This window comes from Amycolatopsis nalaikhensis (genome assembly GCF_030264295.1).
Classification (GTDB): Bacteria; Actinomycetota; Actinomycetes; order Mycobacteriales; family Pseudonocardiaceae; genus Amycolatopsis; species Amycolatopsis nalaikhensis.
Genome location: NZ_CP127173.1, coordinates 4,820,755 through 4,844,007, shown reverse-complemented (window position 1 = coordinate 4,844,007; position 23,253 = coordinate 4,820,755). Strand labels below are relative to the sequence as shown.

General features: G+C 70.0%; 27 protein-coding genes and 2 pseudogenes. 8 read left to right on the top strand and 21 right to left on the bottom strand.

Going from position 1 to position 23,253, the window contains the following annotated elements:
* Window positions 1-25 precede the first annotated feature (25 nt).
* Window positions 26-502 carry an Lrp/AsnC family transcriptional regulator gene (locus QP939_RS23960; protein WP_285459055.1) on the top strand — a complete coding sequence of 159 codons (477 nt, stop codon included), beginning with the start codon at window positions 26-28 and terminating at the stop codon, window positions 500-502.
* 2 nt (window positions 503-504) lie between these two features.
* Here QP939_RS23960 and QP939_RS23955 read toward each other — a convergent pair whose 3' ends face one another.
* Entirely contained in the window at window positions 505-1,029 is a 525-nt protein-coding gene (locus QP939_RS23955; protein WP_285459054.1) for a P-loop NTPase family protein, read from the bottom strand.
* Window positions 1,013-1,477 (bottom strand): Lrp/AsnC family transcriptional regulator, encoded by a 465-nt coding sequence (locus QP939_RS23950; RefSeq protein WP_285459053.1) that lies wholly within the window; start codon window positions 1,475-1,477, stop codon window positions 1,013-1,015. The genes QP939_RS23955 and QP939_RS23950 overlap by 17 nt, the downstream gene beginning before the upstream one ends.
* A 93-nt stretch (window positions 1,478-1,570) precedes the next feature.
* Between QP939_RS23950 and QP939_RS23945 the strand changes: the two genes are divergently transcribed.
* The 4 genes and pseudogenes from QP939_RS23945 to QP939_RS23930 all read left to right on the top strand — a co-directional run bounded on the left by QP939_RS23945 (window position 1,571) and on the right by QP939_RS23930 (window position 3,862).
* The gene (locus QP939_RS23945; RefSeq protein ID WP_285459052.1) at window positions 1,571-2,413 is read left to right on the top strand and encodes an LLM class flavin-dependent oxidoreductase; all 843 of its coding nucleotides are present in this window, start codon (window positions 1,571-1,573) and stop codon (window positions 2,411-2,413) included.
* Window positions 2,410-2,836 (top strand): annotated as a pseudogene (locus QP939_RS23940) (nucleoside deaminase). Before QP939_RS23945 ends, QP939_RS23940 begins: the two are co-directional and overlap by 4 nt.
* Window positions 2,833-3,243 carry a tRNA (N6-threonylcarbamoyladenosine(37)-N6)-methyltransferase TrmO gene (gene tsaA / locus QP939_RS23935; protein ID WP_285459051.1) on the top strand — a complete coding sequence of 137 codons (411 nt, stop codon included), beginning with the start codon at window positions 2,833-2,835 and terminating at the stop codon, window positions 3,241-3,243. Before QP939_RS23940 ends, tsaA begins: the two are co-directional and overlap by 4 nt.
* 103 nt (window positions 3,244-3,346) lie before the next feature.
* Window positions 3,347-3,862 (top strand): hypothetical protein, encoded by a 516-nt coding sequence (locus tag QP939_RS23930; protein WP_285459050.1) that lies wholly within the window; start codon window positions 3,347-3,349, stop codon window positions 3,860-3,862.
* On the opposite strand, the gene QP939_RS23925 is transcribed toward QP939_RS23930, so the two are convergent.
* The 9 genes from QP939_RS23925 to QP939_RS23885 form a co-directional block, all read right to left on the bottom strand.
* On the bottom strand, window positions 3,863-5,632 hold the full coding sequence (locus QP939_RS23925; protein WP_285459049.1) for a 3-hydroxyacyl-CoA dehydrogenase family protein: 1,770 nt from the start codon (window positions 5,630-5,632) through the stop codon (window positions 3,863-3,865). It lies immediately after the preceding gene.
* Window positions 5,633-5,750: 118 nt separating this feature from the next.
* Window positions 5,751-6,422, bottom strand: a complete 672-nt coding sequence (gene dhaM, locus QP939_RS23920; protein WP_285459048.1) for a dihydroxyacetone kinase phosphoryl donor subunit DhaM — start codon at window positions 6,420-6,422, stop codon at window positions 5,751-5,753.
* Window positions 6,419-7,048, bottom strand: a complete 630-nt coding sequence (gene dhaL / locus QP939_RS23915; RefSeq protein WP_285459047.1) for a dihydroxyacetone kinase subunit DhaL — start codon at window positions 7,046-7,048, stop codon at window positions 6,419-6,421. Before dhaL ends, dhaM begins: the two co-directional genes overlap by 4 nt.
* Window positions 7,048-8,049 carry a dihydroxyacetone kinase subunit DhaK gene (dhaK, locus tag QP939_RS23910; RefSeq protein ID WP_285459046.1) on the bottom strand — a complete coding sequence of 334 codons (1,002 nt, stop codon included), beginning with the start codon at window positions 8,047-8,049 and terminating at the stop codon, window positions 7,048-7,050. The genes dhaL and dhaK overlap by 1 nt, the downstream gene beginning before the upstream one ends.
* Window positions 8,050-8,116: 67 nt before the next feature.
* Window positions 8,117-9,118 (bottom strand): DUF3558 domain-containing protein, encoded by a 1,002-nt coding sequence (locus QP939_RS23905; protein WP_285459045.1) that lies wholly within the window; start codon window positions 9,116-9,118, stop codon window positions 8,117-8,119.
* Window positions 9,119-9,165: 47 nt separating this feature from the next.
* The gene (locus QP939_RS23900; protein WP_285459044.1) at window positions 9,166-9,450 is read right to left on the bottom strand and encodes a hypothetical protein; all 285 of its coding nucleotides are present in this window, start codon (window positions 9,448-9,450) and stop codon (window positions 9,166-9,168) included.
* Between the two features lie 9 nt (window positions 9,451-9,459).
* Window positions 9,460-11,157 carry a sodium:solute symporter family protein gene (locus QP939_RS23895; protein WP_285459043.1) on the bottom strand — a complete coding sequence of 566 codons (1,698 nt, stop codon included), beginning with the start codon at window positions 11,155-11,157 and terminating at the stop codon, window positions 9,460-9,462.
* A gap of 198 nt (window positions 11,158-11,355) precedes the next feature.
* Window positions 11,356-12,135: a hypothetical protein gene (locus tag QP939_RS23890; protein ID WP_285459042.1), complete on the bottom strand. Its 780-nt coding sequence runs from the start codon at window positions 12,133-12,135 to the stop codon at window positions 11,356-11,358.
* A gap of 375 nt (window positions 12,136-12,510) precedes the next feature.
* Window positions 12,511-12,744 (bottom strand): DUF1653 domain-containing protein, encoded by a 234-nt coding sequence (locus QP939_RS23885; RefSeq protein WP_285459041.1) that lies wholly within the window; start codon window positions 12,742-12,744, stop codon window positions 12,511-12,513.
* A 147-nt stretch (window positions 12,745-12,891) separates the two neighbouring features.
* Here QP939_RS23885 and QP939_RS23880 point away from each other — a divergent pair, with 147 nt between their 5' ends.
* Window positions 12,892-13,257 (top strand): hypothetical protein, encoded by a 366-nt coding sequence (locus QP939_RS23880; RefSeq protein WP_285459040.1) that lies wholly within the window; start codon window positions 12,892-12,894, stop codon window positions 13,255-13,257.
* Between the two features lie 110 nt (window positions 13,258-13,367).
* Here QP939_RS23880 and nucS read toward each other — a convergent pair whose 3' ends face one another.
* Entirely contained in the window at window positions 13,368-14,027 is a 660-nt protein-coding gene (gene nucS / locus QP939_RS23875) for an endonuclease NucS (protein WP_285459039.1), read from the bottom strand.
* A gap of 36 nt (window positions 14,028-14,063) precedes the next feature.
* On the opposite strand from nucS, the gene QP939_RS23870 reads away from it, so the two are divergent.
* A complete protein-coding gene (locus QP939_RS23870) occupies window positions 14,064-14,609 on the top strand; it encodes an NUDIX domain-containing protein (RefSeq protein WP_285459038.1) in 546 nt (181 codons plus the stop codon).
* Here QP939_RS23870 and QP939_RS23865 read toward each other — a convergent pair.
* From QP939_RS23865 to QP939_RS23850, 4 genes are all read right to left on the bottom strand, one after another.
* On the bottom strand, window positions 14,581-15,045 hold the full coding sequence (locus QP939_RS23865; RefSeq protein ID WP_285459037.1) for a DUF2867 domain-containing protein: 465 nt from the start codon (window positions 15,043-15,045) through the stop codon (window positions 14,581-14,583). The two genes, QP939_RS23870 and QP939_RS23865, sit on opposite strands and share 29 nt — an antisense overlap.
* Complete coding sequence (locus QP939_RS23860; protein ID WP_285459036.1) at window positions 15,042-15,542, bottom strand: TetR/AcrR family transcriptional regulator; 501 nt, start codon at window positions 15,540-15,542, stop codon at window positions 15,042-15,044. The genes QP939_RS23865 and QP939_RS23860 overlap by 4 nt, the downstream gene beginning before the upstream one ends.
* Before the next feature lie 73 nt (window positions 15,543-15,615).
* A complete protein-coding gene (locus QP939_RS23855; RefSeq protein WP_285459035.1) occupies window positions 15,616-16,389 on the bottom strand; it encodes an enoyl-CoA hydratase-related protein in 774 nt (257 codons plus the stop codon).
* The gene (locus tag QP939_RS23850; protein ID WP_285459034.1) at window positions 16,386-17,348 is read right to left on the bottom strand and encodes a GlxA family transcriptional regulator; all 963 of its coding nucleotides are present in this window, start codon (window positions 17,346-17,348) and stop codon (window positions 16,386-16,388) included. Before QP939_RS23850 ends, QP939_RS23855 begins: the two co-directional genes overlap by 4 nt.
* A gap of 72 nt (window positions 17,349-17,420) precedes the next feature.
* Between QP939_RS23850 and QP939_RS23845 the strand changes: the two genes are divergently transcribed.
* The gene (locus QP939_RS23845) at window positions 17,421-17,954 is read left to right on the top strand and encodes a cysteine hydrolase family protein (RefSeq protein WP_285459033.1); all 534 of its coding nucleotides are present in this window, start codon (window positions 17,421-17,423) and stop codon (window positions 17,952-17,954) included.
* Here QP939_RS23845 and ehuA read toward each other — a convergent pair.
* The 5 genes and pseudogenes from ehuA to QP939_RS23820 form a co-directional block, all read right to left on the bottom strand.
* Entirely contained in the window at window positions 17,951-18,715 is a 765-nt protein-coding gene (ehuA, locus tag QP939_RS23840; RefSeq protein ID WP_285459827.1) for an ectoine/hydroxyectoine ABC transporter ATP-binding protein EhuA, read from the bottom strand. The two genes, QP939_RS23845 and ehuA, sit on opposite strands and share 4 nt — an antisense overlap.
* 7 nt (window positions 18,716-18,722) lie before the next feature.
* Window positions 18,723-19,379 carry an ectoine/hydroxyectoine ABC transporter permease subunit EhuD gene (gene ehuD / locus QP939_RS23835; RefSeq protein WP_285459032.1) on the bottom strand — a complete coding sequence of 219 codons (657 nt, stop codon included), beginning with the start codon at window positions 19,377-19,379 and terminating at the stop codon, window positions 18,723-18,725.
* Window positions 19,376-20,086 carry an ectoine/hydroxyectoine ABC transporter permease subunit EhuC gene (gene ehuC / locus QP939_RS23830; RefSeq protein ID WP_434219662.1) on the bottom strand — a complete coding sequence of 237 codons (711 nt, stop codon included), beginning with the start codon at window positions 20,084-20,086 and terminating at the stop codon, window positions 19,376-19,378. The genes ehuD and ehuC overlap by 4 nt, the downstream gene beginning before the upstream one ends.
* 13 nt (window positions 20,087-20,099) lie before the next feature.
* A pseudogene (gene ehuB, locus QP939_RS23825) lies at window positions 20,100-20,994 on the bottom strand (ectoine/hydroxyectoine ABC transporter substrate-binding protein EhuB).
* Between the two features lie 135 nt (window positions 20,995-21,129).
* Window positions 21,130-23,151 (bottom strand): protein meaA, encoded by a 2,022-nt coding sequence (locus QP939_RS23820; RefSeq protein WP_285459031.1) that lies wholly within the window; start codon window positions 23,149-23,151, stop codon window positions 21,130-21,132.
* Window positions 23,152-23,253 lie beyond the last annotated feature (102 nt).

Genomic DNA, 23,253 nt, shown 5'->3' with positions numbered 1-23,253 from the left:
CAAGAGTCTCGGATATCATTCGCCGATGTCCACTCCTGTCGAACTGAGTCCGGTTGATCTCGAAATTCTGCGGCTGCTGCAGAACGATGCCCGGATCACCAACAAGGACCTCGCGGCCGCGGTCGGGCTCGCGCCGTCGACGTGCCTGGACCGGGTGGCGCGGCTGCGGGACACCGGCGTCATCACCGGCCAGCACGCGTCGGTCGACGCGGCGAAGCTGGGGCGGCCGCTGGAGGCGTTCCTGTTCGTCCAGGTGCGTCCGCACCGGCGGCCGCTGGTGGACGCGTTCGTCGAGCACCTGCTGTCGCTGCCGGAGGTCCGCGCGGTCTACCACCTCACCGGGCCGGACGACTTCCTCGCGCACGTCGCGACGAGTTCCGCGGGCGAGCTGCAGCGCCTGGTCCTCGACGAGCTGACCGCGCGCGACGAGGTCGCCCGCGTGCACACGAACCTCGTGTTCCAGCACTGGAGCGGCGGTCCGCTCCTGCCGCCGGGCGCCTGAGTTCAGAGCGTCTCGAGCCAGCGACGCGTCTCGCGCGGCGACGTCAGCCGGACGACCGCCGGGCCGGGCGGCTCGGCGGCCCACCCGCGGATGCGGGAACGCTTCGACGCGAACGACGTGAAGTGCCAGCGGATGATGGAGTCCGCCGAGAACATCTGGCGGAACGACTCGACGTTGCCGTTGCAGATCCGCTCGCGGGTCACTGCGCGCACGAGCGTCCGGCGCAGCAAGCGGGACAGCGAAAGCCAGCGCGGGTAGTCGAGGCCGACGACGAGCTGCGCGCGTTCGAACACGATGTCCCGCCACTTGCTGTAGGCCGAGTCGAGGACCCAGCGCTCCCCCGCGCACACCTCGCTGATCCGGCGGCACTGCTCGTCGTCGGGGGTCGGCACCCAGCCCGGTTGCCAGCCGACGTCGTCGGCCGAGACGTGGGGCAGCCCGGTGCGCTCGGCGATGCGGGCCGCGAGCGTCGACTTGCCCGAGCCGGTCACGCCGTAGACGACGATGCGCTCAGGCGTCGAGGTCACGGGCGGGTTCCTGCGGGCCGCGGTAGGGCAGGGTCTGGCTGTAGACGACGTTCGTGGTCGTGCTGCCGAACTGGGCCAGCTCGTCCATCGTGCGTTCGAGGTGGGCCATGGACGCGGCGGCGACCTTCAGCGTGTAGCAGTCGTCGCCGGTGGTGCGCACGCATTCGAGGATCTCGAAGCGCTCGGCGAGGAGCTTGTGCAGCGACTCGTGCCTGCTGCCGGGGTACTTGAGCCGGACGACGGCGAGCACCGGGTAGCCGACCTTGCCGAGGTCGACCTCCGCGCGGTAGCCGGTGATCACGCCCGCGGCCTCGAGCCGGCGGAGCCGTTCGGTCGCGGCGGACGCGCTGAGGTTCACCCGGCGGCCCAGCTCGGTGAGCGGCAGCCGGGCGTCGCGCTGGAGCTCGACCAGGATGGCCCAGTCGGTCTGATCGAGACTCTCGGTCATTCCGCGAATCTACCGCGAGATCCACGGCGAAAGGGCGCCGATGCCGTGATCGTTCCCTTCCGATCACGGTTGCGCCCTCGATAGCCTTTGACGGTGAAGATCGGCGTGAACGTCCCCAACTTCGGCCCCGGCACGGATCCGGGCGTGCTGCGCGCCTGGGCGCAGACCGTCGAAGGCCTCGGCTACGACCTGCTGATGGTGTCCGACCACGTGGCGATCACGCCGGACGTCGCCGGGCAGTACCCGGCGCCGTTCTACGAACCGTTCACGACGCTTTCGTGGCTGGCGGGGATCACCAGCCGGGTGCGGCTGGGCACCACGGTGCTGGTGGTGCCCTACCGGCACCCGCTGCTGATCGCGCGGATGGCGGCGAACCTCGACGCGCTCAGCGGCGGCGGGCGGCTGGTGCTCGGCGCGGGCATCGGCTGGGCGAAGCAGGAGTTCGACGCTCTGGGCGTGCCGTTCGAGCGGCGCGGGCAGCTGACGACCGAGTACCTGCGGACGATCCGCGCGGCCTGGGCCGACCACGACGACTACCGCGCGGGCCCGATCCCGCTGTGGCTGGGCGGGCACAGCGACGCCGGCCTGCGCCGGGCGGTGGAGCTCGGCGACGCGTGGCACCCGCTGCGGCTGACGTTGTCCGGGCTCCGGGAAGGGTTGGGCCGCTTGGAAAAGCTGGCGGGCGACCGGCCGGTGCCCGCGTTCGCGCCGCGGATCCTGCTGCGGCTCACGGAAAAGCCGGTGACCGGCCCGGACCGCCGGGCCGGCGAAGGCACGCTCGACCAGGTCGTCGAAGACCTGGGACACCTGCGGGCGATGGGCGCGGACACCGTCGTGCTCGACCCGTTCGACGCGGACCCGGCCGAGACGCTCCACCCGGAGACGGCTTGGCGCGACCTCGCGGCGGTGGCCGCGGCTGGGAAGGAGAACCGGTGAAGGAAACCGAAGAGGCGTTGCTGCGACGGGCGATCGAGCTTCGCCCGCGAGGCGCGCGAGGAGCACGGCAACCCGCCGTTCGGCTCCCTGCTGGCCGACGCGGACGGCAAGATCATCGCCGAGGATCGCAACACGTCGTTGACGGACAACGACATCACGGCGCACCCGGAGCTGAAGCTGGCCCGCTGGGCCGCGCAGAACCTGGACCCGGAAACCGCGGCGGCGACGACGATGTTCACCAGCACGCAGCCGTGCGGGATGTGCACGGGCGCGATCGAGCGATCCGGCCTGGGCCGGGTGGTCTACGCGCTGTCGACGGAGCAGTTCCTGACGCTGCGCCCGCCGGTCAAGTGGGGGTACGCCACCGAAGGCCCGGCGCTGTTCGACGAGGCCCGGGTGCCGGTGGAGGGGTACTACACGTGACGAGCTACGAAGTGCACCCGGTGGCGCGCATCGAGTCGCCGTTGGCGGACCGCGCATCGGCGCCCCGCCAGGGCGACGAAGGCGCCCCACCGGCCAGGGTGGTGTTCGCGCCCGAGTTCCACCGAGCGGCGGCCGACATCCGCCCGGGCGACGAACTGGTGTTGCTGACGTGGCTGCACGAAGCGGACCGCGAGACGCAGGCGGTCCACCCGCGCAGCGACCCGGCCCGCCCGCTGGAGGGAGTGTTCTCGACGCGCTCACCAGACCGCCCGAACCCGATCGGCCTCCACACGGTGACCGTCACGGCGGCCGAAGGAGGCACGCTGACGGTGACGGGCCTGGAAGCGATCGACGGCACGCCGGTCCTGGACGTGAAGCCGGTCCTCGGCCGGGTGGTCGAGCGCTGAGCGAGCCGATCACGATCCGGGCACGGGGGTAACAACCGCCGTCTTCCAGCCGACCTCCACGCACGAACGGTCCGAGCCAGGACGTGCCGACGGAGGAGCCGCGATGACCAGTGCGTTCGAACCCGTGCCGCCGGACCCGTGGGCGCCGCCGGCGGCCCCGCGGCCGACACGGACCGGGACGAACCCCTGGCACCTGCTGCTCGCGGCGGCAGGCGGCGCCGCCTTGGTCGGCGCCCTCTGGGTCGGGCTCGATCTGGCCGGCTCCGGCGCACCGGCCGGAATCCCGGCAAACTCTGGTGAGGCGTTCGACCTCCGTGGCACGTTCACGCTGAACAGCGGCGGATACGGCTACAGCACCTGTGGCGGCTCCGGCGGCTATTCGGACATCAGCCCCGGGACGGCGGTCACCGTCTACAACGCCGCGGGCACCGTGCTCTCCCAAGGCGCGCTGGGGACCGGCCGCCCGAACGGTACCGGCAGCTGCGTGTTCACCCTTTCCGCGCCGAACGTCCCGGCGGGCGAGAAGTTCTACCTGGTCGAGGTCTCCCACCGAGGCCGCATCATGGTGCAGCCCGAAGACGCGCGAAACGGCAACGTCGCACTCAGCCTGGGAAACTGATCAGTAGTCCTTGAAGCCCTTCCCGGTCTTCCGCCCGAGCCGCCCCGCCGTCACCAGGTGCTCCAGCAGCGGTGCGGGCGCGAAGCCCTCCTCGCGGAACTCGTTGAACAACGTCCGCTGGATCGCCAGCGACACGTCCAGCCCGACGACGTCCAGCAACTCGAACGGGCCCATCGGGAGGCTGCAGCCCACCTTCATGGCCGTGTCGATGTCGTCCGCTCCCGCGTAGTGGGCCTCCAGCATCTTCACCGCGTCGTTCAAGTACGGGAACAGCAACGCGTTGACGATGAAGCCCGCGCGGTCTCCACAGTGGACCGCGTGCTTGCCCACCGCCGTGCAGACCGCGTTCGCCGTCGCCAGGACGTCCGGGGCCGTCGCGATCGTCGAGACCACCTCGACCAGCTTCATCACCGGGGCCGGGTTGAAGAAGTGGAGGCCGACCACGTCCGCGGGGCGGGATGTCGCCGCCGCGCACTCGATCACCGGCAACGACGAGGTCGTCGTCGCCAGGAGCGCGCCCGGGCGGACCACCTCGTCCAGGGCCGCGAACACCGCCTGCTTCACCGAAAGCTGCTCGGCCACCGCCTCGATGACCAGGTCCACGTCGGCCAGTGCCTCGAAGTCCGTCACCGGGGTGATCCGGGCCAACGCGGCGGCCGCGTCCTCTTCGGACAGCTTGCCGCGGACCACGGCCTTGTCGAGGGACTTCTTGACGCGCGCCACCGACGCCTGTGCTTTCTCCAGGCTCCGGGCTCGCAGCACGACGTCGAGGCCGCGTTTCGCGAACACCTCCGCGATTCCGGTCGCCATCGTTCCGGTGCCGACCACGCCGACCTTGGACACCGGCCGGGGCGGCACGCTGTCCACAACGGACGCGACCGGCGCGTCCGCGACCACGTTCGGCGAGTCCGGGGCGTCGTAGGTGTAGAAGCCGCGGCCGGTCTTGCGGCCCAGCAGGCCGGCCGTGATCATCTGCTTGAGCAGCGGCGCCGGGGCGTGCAGGCGGTTGCGGGACTGGTGGTACATCGTGTCGAGGATCTCGTACGCGGTGTCCAGCCCGATCAGGTCGAGCAGCGCCAGCGGCCCCATCGGGTAGCCGCAGCCGTAGCGCATCGCCGCGTCCAGGTCTTCGCGCGTCGCGTAGCGCTGCTCGTACATCCGGACAGCGTGGTTGAGGTAGCCGAACAGCAGCGCGTTCGCGATGAACCCGGCCCGGTCGCCGATCACCACCGGCACCTTGCCGAGCCGCTCGGCGAACGCCACCACCTCGGTGACCACCTCCGGCTCGGTCACCACCGTCTTGACGATCTCGACGAGCTTCAGCACCGGCGCCGGGTTGAAGAAGTGCATGCCGACGACCTTGCCGGGACGCGCGGTGTGCACCCCGATCTCGGTGATCGACAGCGACGACGTGTTGGACACGAAGACCACCTCGGGCCGGGTGATCTTGTCCAGCTGGGAGAACACGTCGGCCTTGAGTTCCAGGCTCTCCGGGATCGCCTCGATCACCAAGTCCACTTCGGACAGATCAGACAGCGTGGTGCTGTACCGGATCCGGCTCAGCAGTGCCTCGCGGCCCGCGGCGTCGAGCTTGCCACCCGCGAGCGCGCGCTCGGTCGAGTGCTCCAGGTGCCCGCGGCCCCGCGCGACCCCCGCCTCGTCGAGCTCGACCGTGACGACGTCGAGCCCGCTGCGCGCGAGCACTTCGGCGATCCCGGCCCCCATCGTGCCCAGGCCGATCACTCCGACCGTCGAGATGTCCCGCGCCATCGAGGCCTCCAGAGATGTTACTCGCTGGTAATTGGCCCCGATGCTGCCACACGCCCCTGCCGAAGCCCAGACGGAATCGAGTCAGAACCGGGTAAGTCACCCGGTCGGCGACCCGGCCTCATTCCCCGAAATTGCCGTCCACCAGCTCTTTCACCTTGTCCAGCGCGGCGGCCGCCTGCGGGCCGCGAGCCCGGACGCGGATCCGGTCGCCTTGGCGGGCGCCGAGCGACATCAGCGCCAGCACGCTGTGGCCGTCGGCTTCCTGGTCGCCCAGCCGCACGGTGACTTCGGCGTCGAACTCGCTCAGCGTGCGCACCAGGACGGCGGCCGGCCGCGCGTGCAGCCCGACGTCGTTGCGCAGCTCCAGCTCGATCTCCTCGCCACCGGCCGTGGCTTCGGCCGGGGACAGGTCCTCGGGCACCCCGGCCGCTGCCGCTGCCTCGGCCACTCCGTTGCGGTCCTGCCCCGCCTGGGCCGCGACCGCCGCCGCGATCGCGCCTTCGACCAGCGGGCCGTCCGCGACGACCGCGGCCGACGGGTCGGCCAGCGACTCGACGGCCAGTTCCGCCGTCATCTGCGCGCTGCCGAGGTCGTAGAGCAGCACGACGCCGTCGCCGCGGTCGGCGCGCTGGGTGGCCGCGACGACCTCGTCGTAGTCCGTGCCGATCGACCCGTCTGAGAGGCCGCCCGCCGGCACGATGGTGACGTCCGGGGCCATCTGCGCGGCCAGCTCGGCCAGTCCTTCGGCGAGCTTCGCGCTGTGCGACACGAGCACGATTCCGACGCTCACCGGGCGGCTCCAGCGAACGCGCGAAGCAGCAGCGCCGAAGACCGCGCGCCGGGGTCCAGGTGCCCCACCGCGCGCTCGCCGAGGTAGGACGCCCGGCCCTTGCGCGGCACCAGGTCCACTGTGGACTCCGCGCCGCGGTCGGCCGCGTCGGCCGCCGCGGTCAGCACCGCCGCCAGGTCGCCGCCCTCCTCGGCCGCCTTCTCCGCGGCCGACACCGCCGGGATCAGGGCGTCGACCATGGTCGCGTCGCCGCCGACGGCCTTGCCGCGGGCCTGGACGCCTTCGAGCCCGGCGCGCAGCGCGTCCAGCAGCGCCGGGACGTCGAGGGTGTCGGCGGTACCGAGCTTGGCCGAGGCACGCAGGAAAGCCGTGCCGTACAACGGGCCGGCGGCCCCGCCGACCTTGGAGATCAACGTCGTCGCGACGAGCTTCAGCACCCCGCCCGGTGTGTCCGGCACGCTCGTGTCGAGCGCCGCGACGACGGCCGCGAAGCCGCGGTTCATGTTCTCGCCGTGGTCGCCGTCGCCGATCGCGCGGTCGAGGTCGATCAGCTCCACGCGGTGCTCGGCGACGACCTCCGCGGCGGCGCGCACGGCCGCCGCGACCCCTTCGGCCTTGCAGCTCATCAGAGCCCCCAGCGCAGGGCCGCGGTGTTGACCGGGGCGTCCCAGAGCTCGGTCAGCTCGTCGTCCAGCTTGAGCAACGTCAGACTCATCCCCTGCATCTCGAGGCTGGTGATGTACGGGCCGACCAGCCGGCGTTCGACCACGATCCCACGCTCGGCCAGCAGCCGCTCGGCGATGCCGTGGGCCAGGTACAGCTCGACGAGCGGGGTGCCGCCCATCGAGTTGGTGAACAGCAGCACGCGGTCGCCCGAGGCGAACGGCAAGTCCGAGACGACCGCGTCGACCATCCGCGCCACGAGCGCGTCGGCGGGTTCGAGGGGGATCCGCTCGCGACCGGGTTCGCCGTGGATGCCGATGCCGAACTCGATCTCGCCGTCGTCGAGGTCGAAGCTGGGGGTGCCGGCGTGCGGCACGGTCGGCGCGGTCAGCGCGACGCCGATCGAGCGCACCTGGCCGATCACCTTCTCCGCCAGCGCGGTGACGGCGTCGAGCGAGTCGCCGCGTTCGGCGGCGGCGCCCGTGAGCTTCTCCAGCAGCACCGTCCCGCCGACGCCGCGGCGGCCCGCGGTGTACGTCGAGTCCTTGACCGCGACGTCGTCGTCGATCACGACGCTGCGCACGTCGAGGCCCTCGGCAGCGGCCAGCTCGGCGGCCGTCTCGAAGTTCAGCACGTCGCCGGTGTAGTTCTTCACGATCAGCAGCGCGCCCGCGTCGCCGGTGGTCGCGGTGACCGCGGCCTGCACGGCGTCCGGCGTCGGCGAGGTGAACACCGCGCCGGGCACGGCGGCGGCGAGCATGCCGTGCCCGACGAACCCGCCGTGCAGCGGCTCGTGGCCGGAACCGCCGCCGGAGATGACGGCGACCTTGCCCGCGACCGGGGCGTCGGCGCGGATCACGACGTCCGGGTCGTACTGGACGCGGAGGATGTCGGCGTGCGCGGCCGCGAGGCCCCGCAGCGACTCCGCGACCACGTTCGCCGGATCGTTGATGATCTTCTTCACGGCAGCCTCCGGCACATCGGCGGGTGGGGTGCCCCCTTCCTACCGCCCCGCGCGGCCCGCCGCCAGGTCAGGGTTTCGGGAGCTTCGTGACCACGTTCTTCGCGACGGCGACCGCCTTGCCGCACGGGTCGTCGGTGTCCGGTTTGGCGGCGTAGCTCTGGTAGTCCACCTGGGCCAGTTCGACGTCGTCGCCCTGCCACGGCCGGTGCTGCCACTCGACCGAGCACCGCGAGGTGTTGTCGTCCGGTTTCTGGTAGGCGGTCACGCCGCCGCCGATGTCCACCTTGGAGTACCCGTCGCCGACGATCGGGGGCAGGCCCGGCAGGAACTCGACGGTGATCGTCGGGTCGGTGCCGTTGCTCTTCCAGTCGCAGGAGTGCAGGCTCGACGGCGCCGACTTCGCCGAGGGCACGGCGCTGGCCACCACCGCGGAGTCGGCCATGGCGCACGGGTCGGCGGTCAGCAGGGTGCCCGGCGGCGTCGGGTACTTCTCCGGCGAGCCGTGCAGCTTCTGGACGACGGCCTCCATCAGCGTCTGCCCGGGACGGCAGGGGTCGCCGGCGTAGGTGACCGACAGCATCAGGGCGTTGTCCGGGTTCAGGGCCGTCATCGCCGCGAGCGTGCAGTCGGTGTCGTCGGTCTTGTTCACCCGCAGCGGCAGCCCGCCGACCTGCCCGGCCGTCTTGTCCGCGCGCGGCAGCAGGGTGCTGCCGATCTCGAACTGGAAGCGGATCTCCTTGCCGCCGGGGTCCTTCACCTTGTTGCTGCAGGTGTCGAAGGCGATCGACGACGGCGACGGGTCCTCCTCGACGGTGCCGAGCCCGAGCGCGCCGAGCGCCTCCTTGGTGAGGAACTGGCACGGCTTGACCGTGCGCAGCACGTTCGCGGCCACGGCGGGGTCGGTGATCGGGCCGTCGGCGACCTGGCCGGTACCGGCCGACGCCGGCACCGTCGTCCGCGCGAAGTTGGACTTGCCGAGGTCCTGCCCGCACGCGGTCAGCGGCAGCGCGAGGGCGGTGACCAGCAGGAACAGCTTCGGGAGACGGCGGCGCCGGGCGTCAGGGAACACGCGATGCACGGTAGCGGCAACCTCGCGCCGCTGTCCGGACAACCCGGCTATTCACCCGGGGTGGCGGGTGTGCCGTCGGTCTCGGGTTCGGCGGGCACGATCAGCGGCCGCACCTTCGCCCAGATGACGAAGAGCGCGGCGACGACCAGCATGCCGATCCCGGCCCACAGGTTGATGTTGACGTCGGCCGCCTTCTTGATCTCCTCGTCGGAGGTGAAGCCGATGCCCATCACCGTGAGGATCACGCCGTACACGCCGATCAGCAGGGCGATGATCAGCCGGATGTCGAAGGCGCCCGCCTTGTGCGGTTTCGCGCCGGACTCGGTAGCCATTCCGACCTCCTAGAAGATGGCGTTGAGCGCGATGGTCAGGATGAGCACGATGCCCGCGAGCAGGCCCGGCTTGCGGTACCAGCCCGCGTTCTCGCCGGTGTCGTCGTGCTTGAGCGAGTCGCGCGGGGTGAGCGAGTAGACGAGGCCGACGAGCTCCTCGTCCGGCTTCGGCTTGGTGGCCATCGACACCACGACGCTCGCCACGATGTCGACGACGAACGCGGTCCCGGCGGCGACGAAGCTGATGCCCTGCCCGGTGAGGCCGAGCACCCCGGCCTGCGAGAGGCTCCAGACGGTGATCGCCGACGCGGTACCGAGCACGAGGCCGACCCAGCCGGCGTGCGGGGTCATCCGCTTCCAGAACATGCCGAGGATGAACGTGGCGAACAGCGGCGCGTTGAAGAAGGAGAACAGGTCCTGCAGGTAGTTCAGGATGTTCCCGGAGTTCGACGCGATGAACGCGGTGCCGATCGCGAGGATCGTGCCGCCGGAGGTCACCACGCGGCCCAGGTTCAGGTAGTAGTGGTCCGGCTTGTCCTTCTTCACGTACGTCTGCCAGATGTCGTACGTGAAGACGGTGTTGAACGAGCTCAGGTTCGCCGCCATGCCCGCCATGAAGGAGGCCAGCAGACCGGCGATGGCGATGCCGAGCATGCCGTTCGGGAGCAGGTCGCGCATCAGCAGCAGGAGCGCGTTGTTGAACGTGACGCCGCTTTCGGCCTTGCCGCCGTCGAGCAGGACCTGCTTGTCCTTGACGTACTCGGAGACGCTGACCGCGGCGATCATGCCCGGGATGATGACGATGAACGGCACCAGCATCTTCGGGAAGGCGCCGATGATCGGCGTGCGGCGGGCGGCCGACATGCTCTTCGACGCCATCGCGCGCTGGACCTCGACGAAGTTCGTCGTCCAGTAACCGAACGAGAGGACGAAGCCGAGACCGAACACGATGCCCAGCACCGACAGGATGCTGTTGCCGAAGCCGGTCAGGTTGTCGCCGGGCCACGAGTGCAGCTGCGCCGAGCCGCCCGGGCTGTTGGTGACCTTGTCGACCAGGCCCTGCCAGCCGCCGACCTTGACCAGGCCGATGATCGTCAGCGGCACCAGTGCGATGACGATCACGAAGAACTGCAGGACCTCGTTGTAGATCGCGGCGGACAGGCCGCCAAGCGCGGTGTAGGAGAGCACGATCGCGGCGGCGACGATGATCGACACCCACAGCGGCCAGCCGAGCAGCAGGTTCACCACGCTGGCCAGCAGGAACAGGTTCGCGCCCGCGATCAGGATCTGCGCGGCGGCGAAGCTGATGCCGTTGACCAGGTGGGCCGGTTTGCCGAAACGCCGCCGCATGAACTCGGGGACGCTGCGGACCTTCGAGCCGTAGTAGAACGGCATCATCACGATGCCGAGGAACAGCATCGCCGGGATGGCGCCGATCCAGAAGTAGTGCACGGTCGGCAGGCCGTACTGGGCGCCGTTGGCCGACATGCCCATGACCTCGACCGCGCCGAGGTTCGCCGAGATGAACGCGAGGCCGGTCACCCAGGCCGGCAGCGATCGGCCCGACAGGAAGAAGTCGAGGCTGCTGGACACCTGCCGACGCGCCAGGTACCCGATGCCGAGCACGAGGACGAAGTAGAACGCCAACTCGATGTAGTCGATCGCGCTCGCGTCGAGTCGCAGGTTCGCATCGGCTAGGACGAGCACCCGACCCACCTCCTGCAGTAGCTTTTCAAACCGGACAACAACCCACAGGAATCACCACTGTCCTGTCGGATCCGGACAGTACTGCATGCATTCAGGGTCGGCACGCTGACGTGTCCAAAGTAGGCCGAAGGCGCGCCTCCCCGGCCTTGACCAGGGGAAACGCGCCTTCGGTTCACGCGCCGCGGGAGCGGCGGCCGGTCAGCGATCGGTCGGGACGGCGATCTCGCCCGCCTCCTCGTTGATCAGGAAGGCGAGGACCTCGTCGGGCAGGTAGGTCCGGTGCGGGTAGCCGGGGCCCCACGAGTTGAGGATCGGCACGGCGCCGAGCTCGTCGGCCCGCTCGTTGCCGAGGACGGCGTGCACGTCCTCGACCGTCCGCGCCCAGCGGAAGGCCTTGATGCCCTGCTTGGCTTCGGGCACGTAGTTCTCGCGCGCGTGGAAGTCGTCGCCCTCGTAGGACTCGTCCCACAGGACGTGCCCGGCCTCGAGGAGCACCTCGGCCGCGGCGCGGACCGACGTCCCGTTCTCGTCGCCCGGGTTGGTCTCGGGCCACTCGTCGCGCTTCTTGGCCTGGTCCCAGAGCCAGCGGGCGGCGTACTCGCTGCCGTTGAAGATCGACATGCAGCGCGACCAGCCGAACCCGACGCAGGCGCCTTCCTGGCCCTGGTCGTAGAACGCGTACCAGGCGTCGGTGTCCGGGGTGCCGCCCGGCTCGAGGCACACGCAGTGGCCACCGCGGATCCGGCCGAGCTTCTTGACGCCGTCCCTCGCGATGAAGAACTCGCCGGAGGTCTCGTCCTTCTCGGGCTTGTCGAACGCCGAGTACCAGCTGACGCCGATGACGACCGGCGCGCGGGTCGGGCGGTCCTCCTCGGCCAACGCGGACAGCGGGTACCTTTCCACGTGCCGCCAGTCGTCCGGAATGAACCGGCCCAGTCGCGGGTCGAGCGGATCGGAACCGAGTGGGCGATAACGCATGACATCCTCCTCCGTGCAGACGAAAATCGCGCGCACGCCGGCCGGATGACATGCGCACCCCGAGCTCGAAGGCGGACTGAAACGTTGGCACGACGAAGAAAGACGGCCGAGCGCACCACCCTCCGGCCACACCGGCAGCACCGGCGGAACCCCTCGAAATCGAGTGTCGCACGAGTTCGCCGAATGAGATCCCGGACTCACCCGAACAGCGCAGAAAGGCGCGACGAGAAAGGATCAAATCACTTCGGGCCCGACTATCGGGTTAACGATTTCCTGGCGGAGTAAACAGCTCGGAATCAGATACGCCAATTCGGCATCGATTCGGTATCGGCCCCATCGGGCAGCCCGGTGGCCGGTTTTTCACCGAGACCGGCGTCAGTCCTCGACGCGGCGGAACCGCGGCACCGGGCCGTCGGCGGTCGCCACGGTCTCGGCGAACATCGCCTTGGGCCGCACCCACAGCCCGCGCTCGCCGTAGAGAGCGCGGTACACGACCAGTTCCTCTTCGGTTTCGCTGTGCCGGGCGACACCGAGCACTTCGTATTCGCCGCCCTTGTAGTGGACGTACCGGCCGGGTTCCACGTCAGAACAGCCGGAGCTGAGGTCCATGAAACCCTACCTGCCTTCGGATCTTTCACCGCACGTCAGAGGCCATTTCGATCATAGGTGCGCTTGGGGAGAGGTTACGGGGTGTGTGCCTCTACTGCACCCCAGCCAGCCACGTAACAGCGGCATGATCCACTGCGACCGCCTGTCATGAACCCGAAACTGATCACCGTAGCCGCCGTCCTGACCCTCGTGGGCTGCTCTGTCTCAACCCCGCCCGCAACACCGACGGTGTCGGCACCCGCTGCCCAGAAGATCACGCTGAACGTCGGCGCCTTCGGTGCCGACCAGATCTCCTACACGGACCCGACCGCGCCGGGAGGTGTCCGCACGGAGCAGCTGCCTGGGTTCATGACCCCCGTCTCCCACAAGATCACCGTGGACAAGGGCACCACCGTCGCGGTCGCACTCTCGGGCTACGCAGATCGACCCGTCACGCAGTGCACCATCACCGACGAGACTGACCGGCTCGTCTACGTGAGGGGAAAGGACTCGTGCATGTTTGTCGCGCGATGAGTTGCGCCTCCACGACCAAGGCAGCGGCAAGGCCGAGCGTGCGCAGATCGCCGATTTCAACCAAGCCCTGCTCGGGCGGGCTCGGAGCACGCCCTGACCAGCACGTCCTTTCAGAACAGCCGGAACTCGTCGGACTCGATGCCGCGCAGCTCGTCGTAGTCCAGGGTCAGGCAGCGGATCCCGCGGTCCTCGGCCAGGGTGCGCGCCTGCGGCTTGATGATCTGCGCCGCGAACACGCCCTGCACCGGGGCCAGCAGCGGGTCGCGGTTGAGCAGCTCGAGGTACCGCGTCAGCTGCTCGACGCCGTCGATCTCGCCGCGGCGCTTGATCTCCACCGCCACCGACCGGCCCTCGGCGTCGCGGGCCATGATGTCGACCGGGCCGATCGCCGTCGGGAATTCGCGGCGGACCAGCGTGTAGCCGTCGCCGAGGGTCTTGATGTGCTCGGCCAGCAGTTCCTGCAGGTGCGCCTCGACGCCGTCCTTCTGCAGGCCCGGTTCCGCGCCGAGCTCCTGGGCGTGGTCGTGGAAGATCTCCTCGATCGAGATCACCAGCTTCTCGCCCTGCTTGTTCTCGACGATCCAGAGCTTGCCGTCCTCGATGAGCCAGCAGGGCGGGCTCATCCAGTTCAACGGCTTGTACGCGCGGTCGTCGGAGTGGACCGACACCGAGCCGTCGGACTTCACGAGCAGCAGGCGGGTGGCCATCGGCAGGTGGGCGGTGAGCCGGCCGGCGTAGTCGACCTGGCACCGCGCGATCACGAGACGCACCCGAGGAGGGTAGGACAGGTCCGGGATACTGGGCGGGTGGACCCCATTCAGCGTGTCGCGTCCCGCGAGGTGTACCGGAACAACTGGATGACCGTGCGCGAGGACGAGATCCGCCGCGCCGACGGCTCGGCCGGCGTCTACGGCGTGATCGACAAGCCGGCGTACGCGCTCGTCATCGCCCAGGACGGCGAGCGGTTCCGGCTGGTCGAGCAGTTCCGCTACCCGCTCGGCGAACGGCGCTGGGAGTTCCCGCAGGGCACCGCACCCGACCGGGCCGACGTGCCGCCCGCCGAGCTCGCCGCGCGCGAGCTGCGCGAGGAGACCGGCCTGCGCGCGGGCTCGATGGTCGAGCTCGGCAGGCTGGACGTCGCGGCCGGCATGAGCAGCCAGCGCGGCTGGGTGTTCCTCGCCACGGACCTCACCGAGGGCGAGCCGGAGCGCGAGCACGAGGAGCAGGACATGCGCAGCGCGTGGTTCGCGCGCGAGGACGTCGAGAAGATGATCCTCGCCGGCGAGATCACCGACGCGCAGTCGATCGCCGCGTGGGCGCGGCTCATGCTGTTCGAGCGGCTCCGGCCTTGAGCATCCCGCGGATCACCAGGTGGTGGAACGGCTTGATCAGCGCGAAGTAGGCCGGGCCGACGCGGTTGTGGAAGTGCACGACCGTGCCGAGCCGGAACCCGCGCGGCACCGCTTCGACCGTGAGGTACCCGGTCAGGTGACTGTCGTCGACCCCGGTGACCAGGTACCGCTCCGGGTCGCCGGCGCGGACGGTGAAGAACGCGACCCGGTCGTCGGGCTCGAACCCGATGTCCTCGGGCCGGAGGCGCCCGGTGCGCGGAACCGCCGCCGTGTCCAGCCGCAGGGCTTTCGCGAGCAGGTACCGGACGCCGAAGAGCGCCTTCACCCACGCGGGCGACCAGCCGAACACGCCCGCGACGAACTCGCGCAGGCTGTTCTCGCTCTCGACCTCCTTGAATTCGACGTAGTCGGCGCCGTCGAGAAAAGGTTCGGTCATTTCCGTCTCCCCAGAACGAGTTCCAACGCGTTTTTCAACCGCCGCCCGGACAGCGGCGGCACGACCTGCCCCGCGCCGACGACGACGAGGTACAGCGCCTGCCCGAGTTCGGCGTCGCCGCAGATCTCGGCCAGGTAGTCCGCGCGGGTCCGGTCGATGCGTTCCTGGACCTCCCGCGCCTCGGCGTCCTGCAGGGCCCAGGCCCGGACGGCGATCTCGAGCTCCGGGCCGGGTCCCGGCGCGATGACGAGGTCCATGAGCGTGCGCAGCTTGTCGCCCGCCGCCTGTTCGGCCTGCTCGACGAACCGGGTGGTGCGTTCGGTCTCGAAGTGCTCCAGCAGCGCGGTGCGGTAGCCGCTCATGCCTTTGAAGTGGTGGTAGAAGGAGCCCTTCGACAACCCGAGCCGCTCGGTGAGCTTCTCGATGGTCACCGACGGCGCCCCCTGCTCCGCCAGCAGCACCAATCCCGCGTCCAGCCAGTCCCGTTTGCTCGCCACCACGCGACCATACTATACGGTACGGTATGGTCTCGCGGCAGCGAAAGCCGAGCTTTCACGTGAAAGCTCGGGGTCAGTCGGGCCAGGAGGGCTTGCGCTTCTCCAGGAACGCCGCCATGCCTTCGCGGGCGCCGGGCAGCTGGGACGCCGAGGCCATGACCTCCAGCGCGATCGCGTACGCGTCCGCCTCGGGCCGGTCGAGCTGGGCGTACAGCGTCACCTTGCCCATCGCCTTGCTGGCCCGGCTGCCGCGCGTGGCCCGCGCGAGCAGGTCCGCGACGGCGTCGTCCAGCTGGTCGTCGGGGACGACGCGGTTGACCAAGCCCCACTCCAACGCCGTCGGCGCGTCGACGACGTCGCCGGTCAGGGCCAGCTCCATCAGGCGCTTGCGGCCGATCGACCGGGCCACCGGCACCGCCGGGGTGTGGCAGAACCAGCCGCCCTTGCCGCCTGGCAGCGCGAAGCCCGCCGACTCCGCCGCCACGGCGAGGTCGCACGACGCCACCAGCTGGCAGCCCGCCGCCGTGGCCAGGCCGTGCACCCGCGCGACGACCACCTGCGGCACCGACTGCATGGTCTTCATCAGGTCCGTGCACAGCGTCAGCAGCTCGCGCACACCCATCAGGTCGCGCGCGGCGACGTCGCCGAAGTCGTGCCCGGCGGAGAACACCGGCCCGGCCCCGGCCAGCACGATGCCGGTCGCGTCCGACGTCCCCGCTTCGTGGAACGCCGCCAGCAGCTCGGCGAGGTGGTCCGCGGACAGGGAATTGCGCCGCGCCGCCCGGTTCATGGTGATCGTGACGGTGTCGCCGTCCCGCTTGACCAGGATGTGCTCGTACTCGGTCATGCCTCGACGGTAACTCTTCGGAACGTGCGCCGATAGCTGTCCGGGCCGACGCCCACTTCGGCCCGCATCCGACGTCGCAGGTTGGCCGCCGTTCCCAGGCCGGAGCGTTGCGCGACGCGCTCGACCGGCAGCGACGTCGTCTCCAGCAGCCGCTGTGCGTACCGGACACGCTGGACGCGCAGCCAGCGACCCGGCGTCACGCCCGTGGCCGCGGCGAACTCGCGGTGGAACGTCCGCTCGCTCATCCGCGCGTGCCCGACGAGGTCCTCGACGCCGATCCCGGACCCGAGCCGCGCCAGCGCCCAGTCCATTGTGGACGCCAGGCCCGGCTGTTCCGCGACCGGCGGCAAGGGGGTGTCGACGTACTGCCGCTGCCCGCCTTCCCGCATCGGCGGCATCACCAGGCGGCGGGCGAGCGCGGCCGCGACGTCCGCGCCGTGGTCACGCCGGACCAGGTGCAGGCACAGGTCGAGGCCGCCGACGACCCCCGCCGACGTCAGGACACCGCCGTCGTCGGTGTAGAGCACGTCGCGCTGGAGGTCCGCTCGTGGCGCGACGCGGGCCAGCGCGTCGAGGTCACGCCAGTGCGTGGTGGCCGGGCGGCCGTCGAGGAGCCCGGCGGCGGCCAGCGTGAACGCCCCGGAGCACAGCGCGGCGACGGTCCGCCCGTCCCGGTGCGCCCGCCGCAGCGCGGTCACCGCCGCCGGGGGCACCGGCGCGAGGGGGTCGTCGCGGCCCGGTGCCAGCACGAGGTCGCAGCCGTCGAGCCCGGCGAGTCCGTGCGTCGCCGGGACGTCCCCGAAGGGCGACGTCGTGGTGCGCACCCGGCCCGGGCTGCACAACCGCAGGGTGAACGGGCCGATCCCGCTGTCCGTGCGGTCCTGGCCCCAGACCTCGCCGATCACCGCGAAGTCGAACATCCGGGTGCCCGGCAGCAGCAGAACGCCGATCGTGCGCATGGCAGAAAAGTACCGCATCGCGCGTCTTCTGCCACTCCCCTCCCGTGCCGGAAGCCCGCGAGACTCGACGCCATGACGGCACTCATCCTGATCGACGTCCAGCGCGGGTTCGACGACGCGGACTTCTGGGGCCCGCGCAACAACCCCGGCGCCGAAGCGAACATGAAGGCGCTCCTCGACGCCTGGCAGGAGCGGCGGCTCCCGGTGGTCCTCGTGCGCCACGACTCCACGAAGCCGGATTCGCCGCTGCGGCCCGGCCAGCCCGGCAACGACTTCAAGCCCGAACTCGACGGCGCACGGCCGGACCTGGTGTTCGGCAAGCAGGTCAACTCGGCCTTCATCGGCGACGTCGACCTCGACGCGTGGCTGCGCAAGCGCGGCATCACGAGCTTCGTCGTCGCCGGCATCCAGACGAACTTCTGCTGCGAAACCACCGCGCGGATGGGCGGGAACTTCGGCTACGAGGTGACCTTCGCGCTCGACGCGACCTTCACGTTCGACCTGCCGGAGGTGACCGCGGACGAGCTGTCCCGCGTCACCGCGGCGAACCTGGCGAACCAGTTCGCCACCGTGAAGTCCACAAAGGACATCTTGGCGGGCCTCTAGCGCCGCTCGATCACCGCACGGAGGAACTCCTTCGTCCGCTCGTGTTCGGGGTCGCTGAACAGCTTCTCCGGCGGTGCCTCCTCCAGCACGCGGCCGTGGTCGAACATCATCACCCGGTCCGAGACGTCGCGGGCGAACTGCATCTCGTGCGTCACGCACAGGATGGTGATGTCCGTACCAGTGGCGATCTCGCGCAGCACGCGCAGGACGTCCGCGACGAGCTCGGGGTCCAGCGCCGAGGTCACCTCGTCGAGCAGCAGCACGTCGGGCCGCATCGCGAGCGCCCGCGCGATCGCGACCCGCTGCTGCTGACCGCCGGACAGCTTCGTCGGGTGTGCGTCCGCCTTGTCCTCGAGCCCGACCATGCCGAGCAGCTCACGGGCGCGCTGCTCGGCTTCGGCGGGCGGCAGGCCGAGCGAGCGGACCGGCGCCTCGGTGATGTTGCGCAGCACGTTCATGTTGGGGAACAGGTTGAACTGCTGGAACACCATGCCGATCCGGCGCCGGGCCGTGCGCAGGTGCTTTTCGCTCGCCGGCAGCAGGCGCTCGCCCCGGCGTTCGTGGCTGAGGCACTCGCCGCCGACGTCGATGGTGCCGCCGTCGACCTTCTCCAGCGTCATCAGCAGCCGCAGGATCGTCGTCTTGCCGGACCCGCTCGGGCCGATCAGCGAGACGAACTCCCCCGGCGCCACGGTGAAGTCGAGCCCGTCGAGCACGACGTGGTCGCCGAATCTCTTGACCACGCCCGAAAACCGGATCATCGCGGTGTCAGACACGTTCGGCACGGCGTTCCAATCGTCGGACCAGCAGCGAAGCGGGCAGGCTGACCAGCAGGAACAGCACGCCCGCGAGGGTGTACGGCTCGACGACTCGGAAGGTTTCCGCGCCGACCTCCTTGGCGCGGTTGAGCACGTCGAGCACGCCGATCGCCAGCAGCAGCGGGGTTTCCTTGAACATCGAGATCGTGTAGTTGCCGAGCGCGGGCAGCACCCGCGGGATCGCCTGCGGCAGCACGACCGCCGTCCACACGCGCGAGCGCGGCAGGTTCAGCGCGACCGCCGCCTCCCACTGTCCTTTCGGGACGGCGTCGATCCCGGCGCGGTACACCTCGGCGGTGTAGGTCGCGTAGTGCACGCCGAGCGCGACGACGCCGGTGACGAAGGCCGACATCTTGAAGCCCGTCACCGGCGGCACCAGCCAGTACAGCACGAAGACCTGGATCAGCAGCGGCGTGCTGCGGACGAACTCGATGAACAGCCACACCGCCTGTGCCAGCACCGGGATCCCGGACCGGCGCAGCAACGCCAGCACCAGGCCCAGCACGTAGGCGACGGCGGAGCCGAGCAATGTCAGCTCGACCGTGACCAGCAACCCCTTGAGCAGCAACGGGACCGCGTCGGCGGCGGCCTGCCAGTCCCAGTTCACCCGGCACCTCCCGCCTCGGTGATCGGCACGCGGGTGCGCCGCGCCGACGGCGTCCGGCCGAGCCGCCGGGCCGCCCACCGCTCCAGTGCCCGCATGCCCGTCGTGATCACGACGGCGAGCAGCAGGTAGAGGACCAGTTCGGTGCCGTAGATCCAGCCGATGTCGGCGCCGAACACCGGCCGCAGCAGCTCACCGCGCTCGGCGATCTCACCGGCGGAGATGAACGACAGCAGCGCGGTGCTCTTCAGCAGCTGGATGAACAGGTTGTTGAACGGCGGCAGCATCTCGACGAACGCCTGCGGCAGGATCACCCGCGTCATGCGCTGCGCCGGCGAAAGGTTCAGCGCGAGCGCGCCTTCGTGCTGGGCCCTCGGCACGGACTGCACGGCGCCGCGGACGACCTCCGCGCCGTACGCGCCGTGGTTGAGGCCCAGCACCAGGATGCCGGCGAACATCGGGACCAGCTGGAACCCGACGAGCACCGGCAGCACGAAGTACAGCCAGAACAGCTGCACGACTTCCGACGTCCCGCGGAAGACCTCGACGTACACCCGCGCGACCGCCCGCACGGGCCACCGCGGCGAGAGCAGGGCGAGGCCCGCGACGAGCGAAAGCACCACGGTCAGGGCGATCCCGCCGAGCGCGGCTTCCGCCGTCGCGACCAGGCCGTCGAGGATCGACGCGACGATGTGCGACACGTTCGACACGACAACCGTCCCGTTACGCGGCGCAGAGCTTCTCGGTGGTCACGTCCGGCTTCGGCAGGTTCGCCTGCGTGAAGCCGAAGGGCGTGACGATCTTCGTCCACTCCCCGCTGTCGTGCAGCTTCTTGAGCCTCGGCGTTGAAGGCGTCGAGCAACGGCTTGTCCGCGGTGCGGAAGACGAACCCGCCGGCCGAGATCACCGGCTTGCCGTCCTTGACCGGGTCGAACCCCTGCGTGACCTCGGCGGCCGCGCCCGGGTTCTTCTTCAGCACGTCCTTCAGCGAGATGTCGGTGAGGGCCGCGCAGTAGACGCGGCCGTCGGTGACGGCCCGGAGCATGTTGTCCTGCGAGTCCAGCGTCTCGATCTGGCTCTCGGGCACGCCGGCGTCGGTCGCGTAGCCCTTTTCGACCGCCGCGGACAGCACCGCGACCTTGACCTTCTTCGCCGCGATGTCCTCGAACTTCAGCACCTGCTGCGGGTTGCCCTTCGGCACCAGCAGCGCGGTCAGGGCCGAGTAGTCCGGGATCGAGAAAGCGGCCTGGCCGCAGCGTTTCGCGGTGATGTTCATACCGGCCGCCACGACGTCGTACTGCTTCGCGTTGAGCGCCGGGATCAGCTGGTCGAAGGCGACGGCGCTGGCCTCGACATTGTCGATCCCGAGGTTCTTGAAGACCGCGCGCGCCACTTCGGGCGCTTCGCCGGTGACCTTCCCGCTCTGGTCGGTGTACCCGTACGGGGATTCGTTCGCGATCCCGATCTTGATCTTCTTCGCGTCCTTCGCCGCCTGCAGGGCGTCACCGGACGACGTCGACGTACACGCGGAAAGCAGCACGGGCCCGCCCAGAACGGCCGCGCCCATCAGCGCGGACCGCCGGAACAACTGCCGCCGCGACCACTCGTCGTGCTCCATCACAGCACCTCGTTTCGATCACATTCCGTGGATCGAACGTAGGTGGGCCCCCGGAAACGGGCATGCCGAGCGGATTAATCACCGGCGGCCGTTACCGGAAATTGACCAGCGCGAACGGTGCGTGTCCGCGCGGGTTCAGTCCGTCGCGAGCCCGTGGCGTTCGCGGACGAGGGTGACGATGCCGTCCATGATGTCGGTCAGTTCGTAGTCCTTCGGCGTGAAGACGCGCGCGATGCCTCGTTCGGTGAGCAGCGCGGCGTCGTCCGGCGGGATGATGCCGCCGACGATCACCGGCACGTCCCCGGCGCCGGCGGCCCGCAGGCCGTCGACGACGTGCGGGACGACCTCCAGGTGCGAGCCGGAGAGCACGGAGAGCCCGACGACGTGCACGCCTTCCTGCACGGCGGCGGCGACGATCTGCTCGGGCGTCAGCCGGATGCCCTGGTAGACGACCTCGAACCCGACATCGCGAGCCCGGACGGCGACCTGTTCGGCACCGTTGGAGTGCCCGTCGAGCCCGGGCTTGCCGACCAGGATCCGCAGCCGCTCACCCAGCTCGGCTTCGGTGGCCCGAACCCGCTCGCGAACGCGTTCGATGCCCGGGTCCCCACCACTCGCGGCGGCGGCCGAAACCCCGGTGGGCGCCCGGTATTCGCCGAAGACCTCCCGCAGCGCCCCGGCCCACTCACCGGTGGTGACCCCGGCCCGCGCACAGTCCACAGTGGCCTCGAAGAGGTTTTCCGTGGTCTGAGCCCGGTCTTTCAGCGCGGCGAGCGTCCGCTGGACGGCGTCGTCGTCCCGCTGGGTCCGCCACTCTTCGATGGCACTGACGGCGGCCTTCTCGACGGCGGGATCGATGGTCTCGATCGCCTTGGCCCCTTCGGCCTGCAGCGGCGACGGTTCGGTGGTGGCGAACTTGTTGACGCCGACGAGAACCCGTTCACCGTTCTCGACACCCCGCCGGTACTCGGCGAGAGAGGCAACGAGCTGCGACTTCATGTAGCCACTCTCGACGGCGGCGACGGCCCCACCGAGGTCTTGCACCCGAGCGATCTCCGCACGCGCACCGGCCATGATCTCGTCGACCTTGGCCTGGATGACGTGCGAGCCGTCGAAGATGTCCTCGTATTCGAGGAGGTCGGTCTCGAAGGCGAGCACCTGCTGCATGCGCAAGGCCCACTGCTGGTCCCAGGGCCGGGGCAGGCCGAGGGCCTCGTTCCAGGCGGGCAGCTGGATGGCCCGGGCCCGGGCACCCCGCGAGAGCGACACGGCGAGCATCTCGAGCACGATGCGCTGGACGTTGTTTTCGGGCTGGGCCTCGGTGAGCCCGAGAGAGTTGACCTGAACGCCATAACGCAGGCGGCGCGCCTTGGGATCCGTTACCCCGTAACGATCCCGGGTGATCTCGTCCCAGAGCGCGGTGAAGGCCCGCATCTTGGACATCTCTTCGACGAACCGCACGCCGGCGTTGACGAAGAAGGAGATCCGAGCGACAACCTTGGCCATGTCGGCGGAGTCGACTTGCCCGGAGTCCCGAACGGCATCGAGCACGGCGATGGCCGTGCACAGCGCATAGGCGACTTCCTGGGTAGGCGTGGCCCCGGCTTCCTGCAGGTGGTAGCTGCAGATGTTGATGGGGTTCCACTTGGGCACGTGGTGCACGGTCCAGGCGATCATGTCGGTGATGAGCCGCAGACTCGGCCCGGGCGGGAAGATGTAGGTGCCCCGCGAGAGGTATTCCTTGATGATGTCGTTCTGCGTGGTCCCGGTGAGCTTCGCGAGAACTTCGTCGACATCGCGCCCCTCGGCCTCGGCCTGCTCACGGGCAACGGAGACGTAGAGGGCGAGCAGCCACATGGCGGGAGCGTTGATGGTCATGGAGGTGTTGGCTTCGGCGAGCGGGATGCCATCGAAGAGCCGCCGCATGTCCCCGATGTGCGAAACGGGAACGCCAACCTTCCCGACCTCACCGCGCGAGAGCTGGTGATCCGGGTCGTAACCGGTCTGGGTGGGCAGATCGAAGGCCACGGAGAGCCCGGTCTGCCCTTTGGCGAGGTTCCGCCGGTAGAGCTCGTTGGAAGCGGCAGCGGAGGAGTGCCCCGCATAGGTCCGCATGACCCAAGGTCGGTCTCGCTCACGGTCCGTGGGGTACGGCACAGGACACCTCCGGCGGTGGACGTTGAGGAGAGTGTACCGACCAGTAACTTAGTGTGGCAGTGCAATACACCACGTCCGGGTGACCAACCCAAAAAAGGAGCG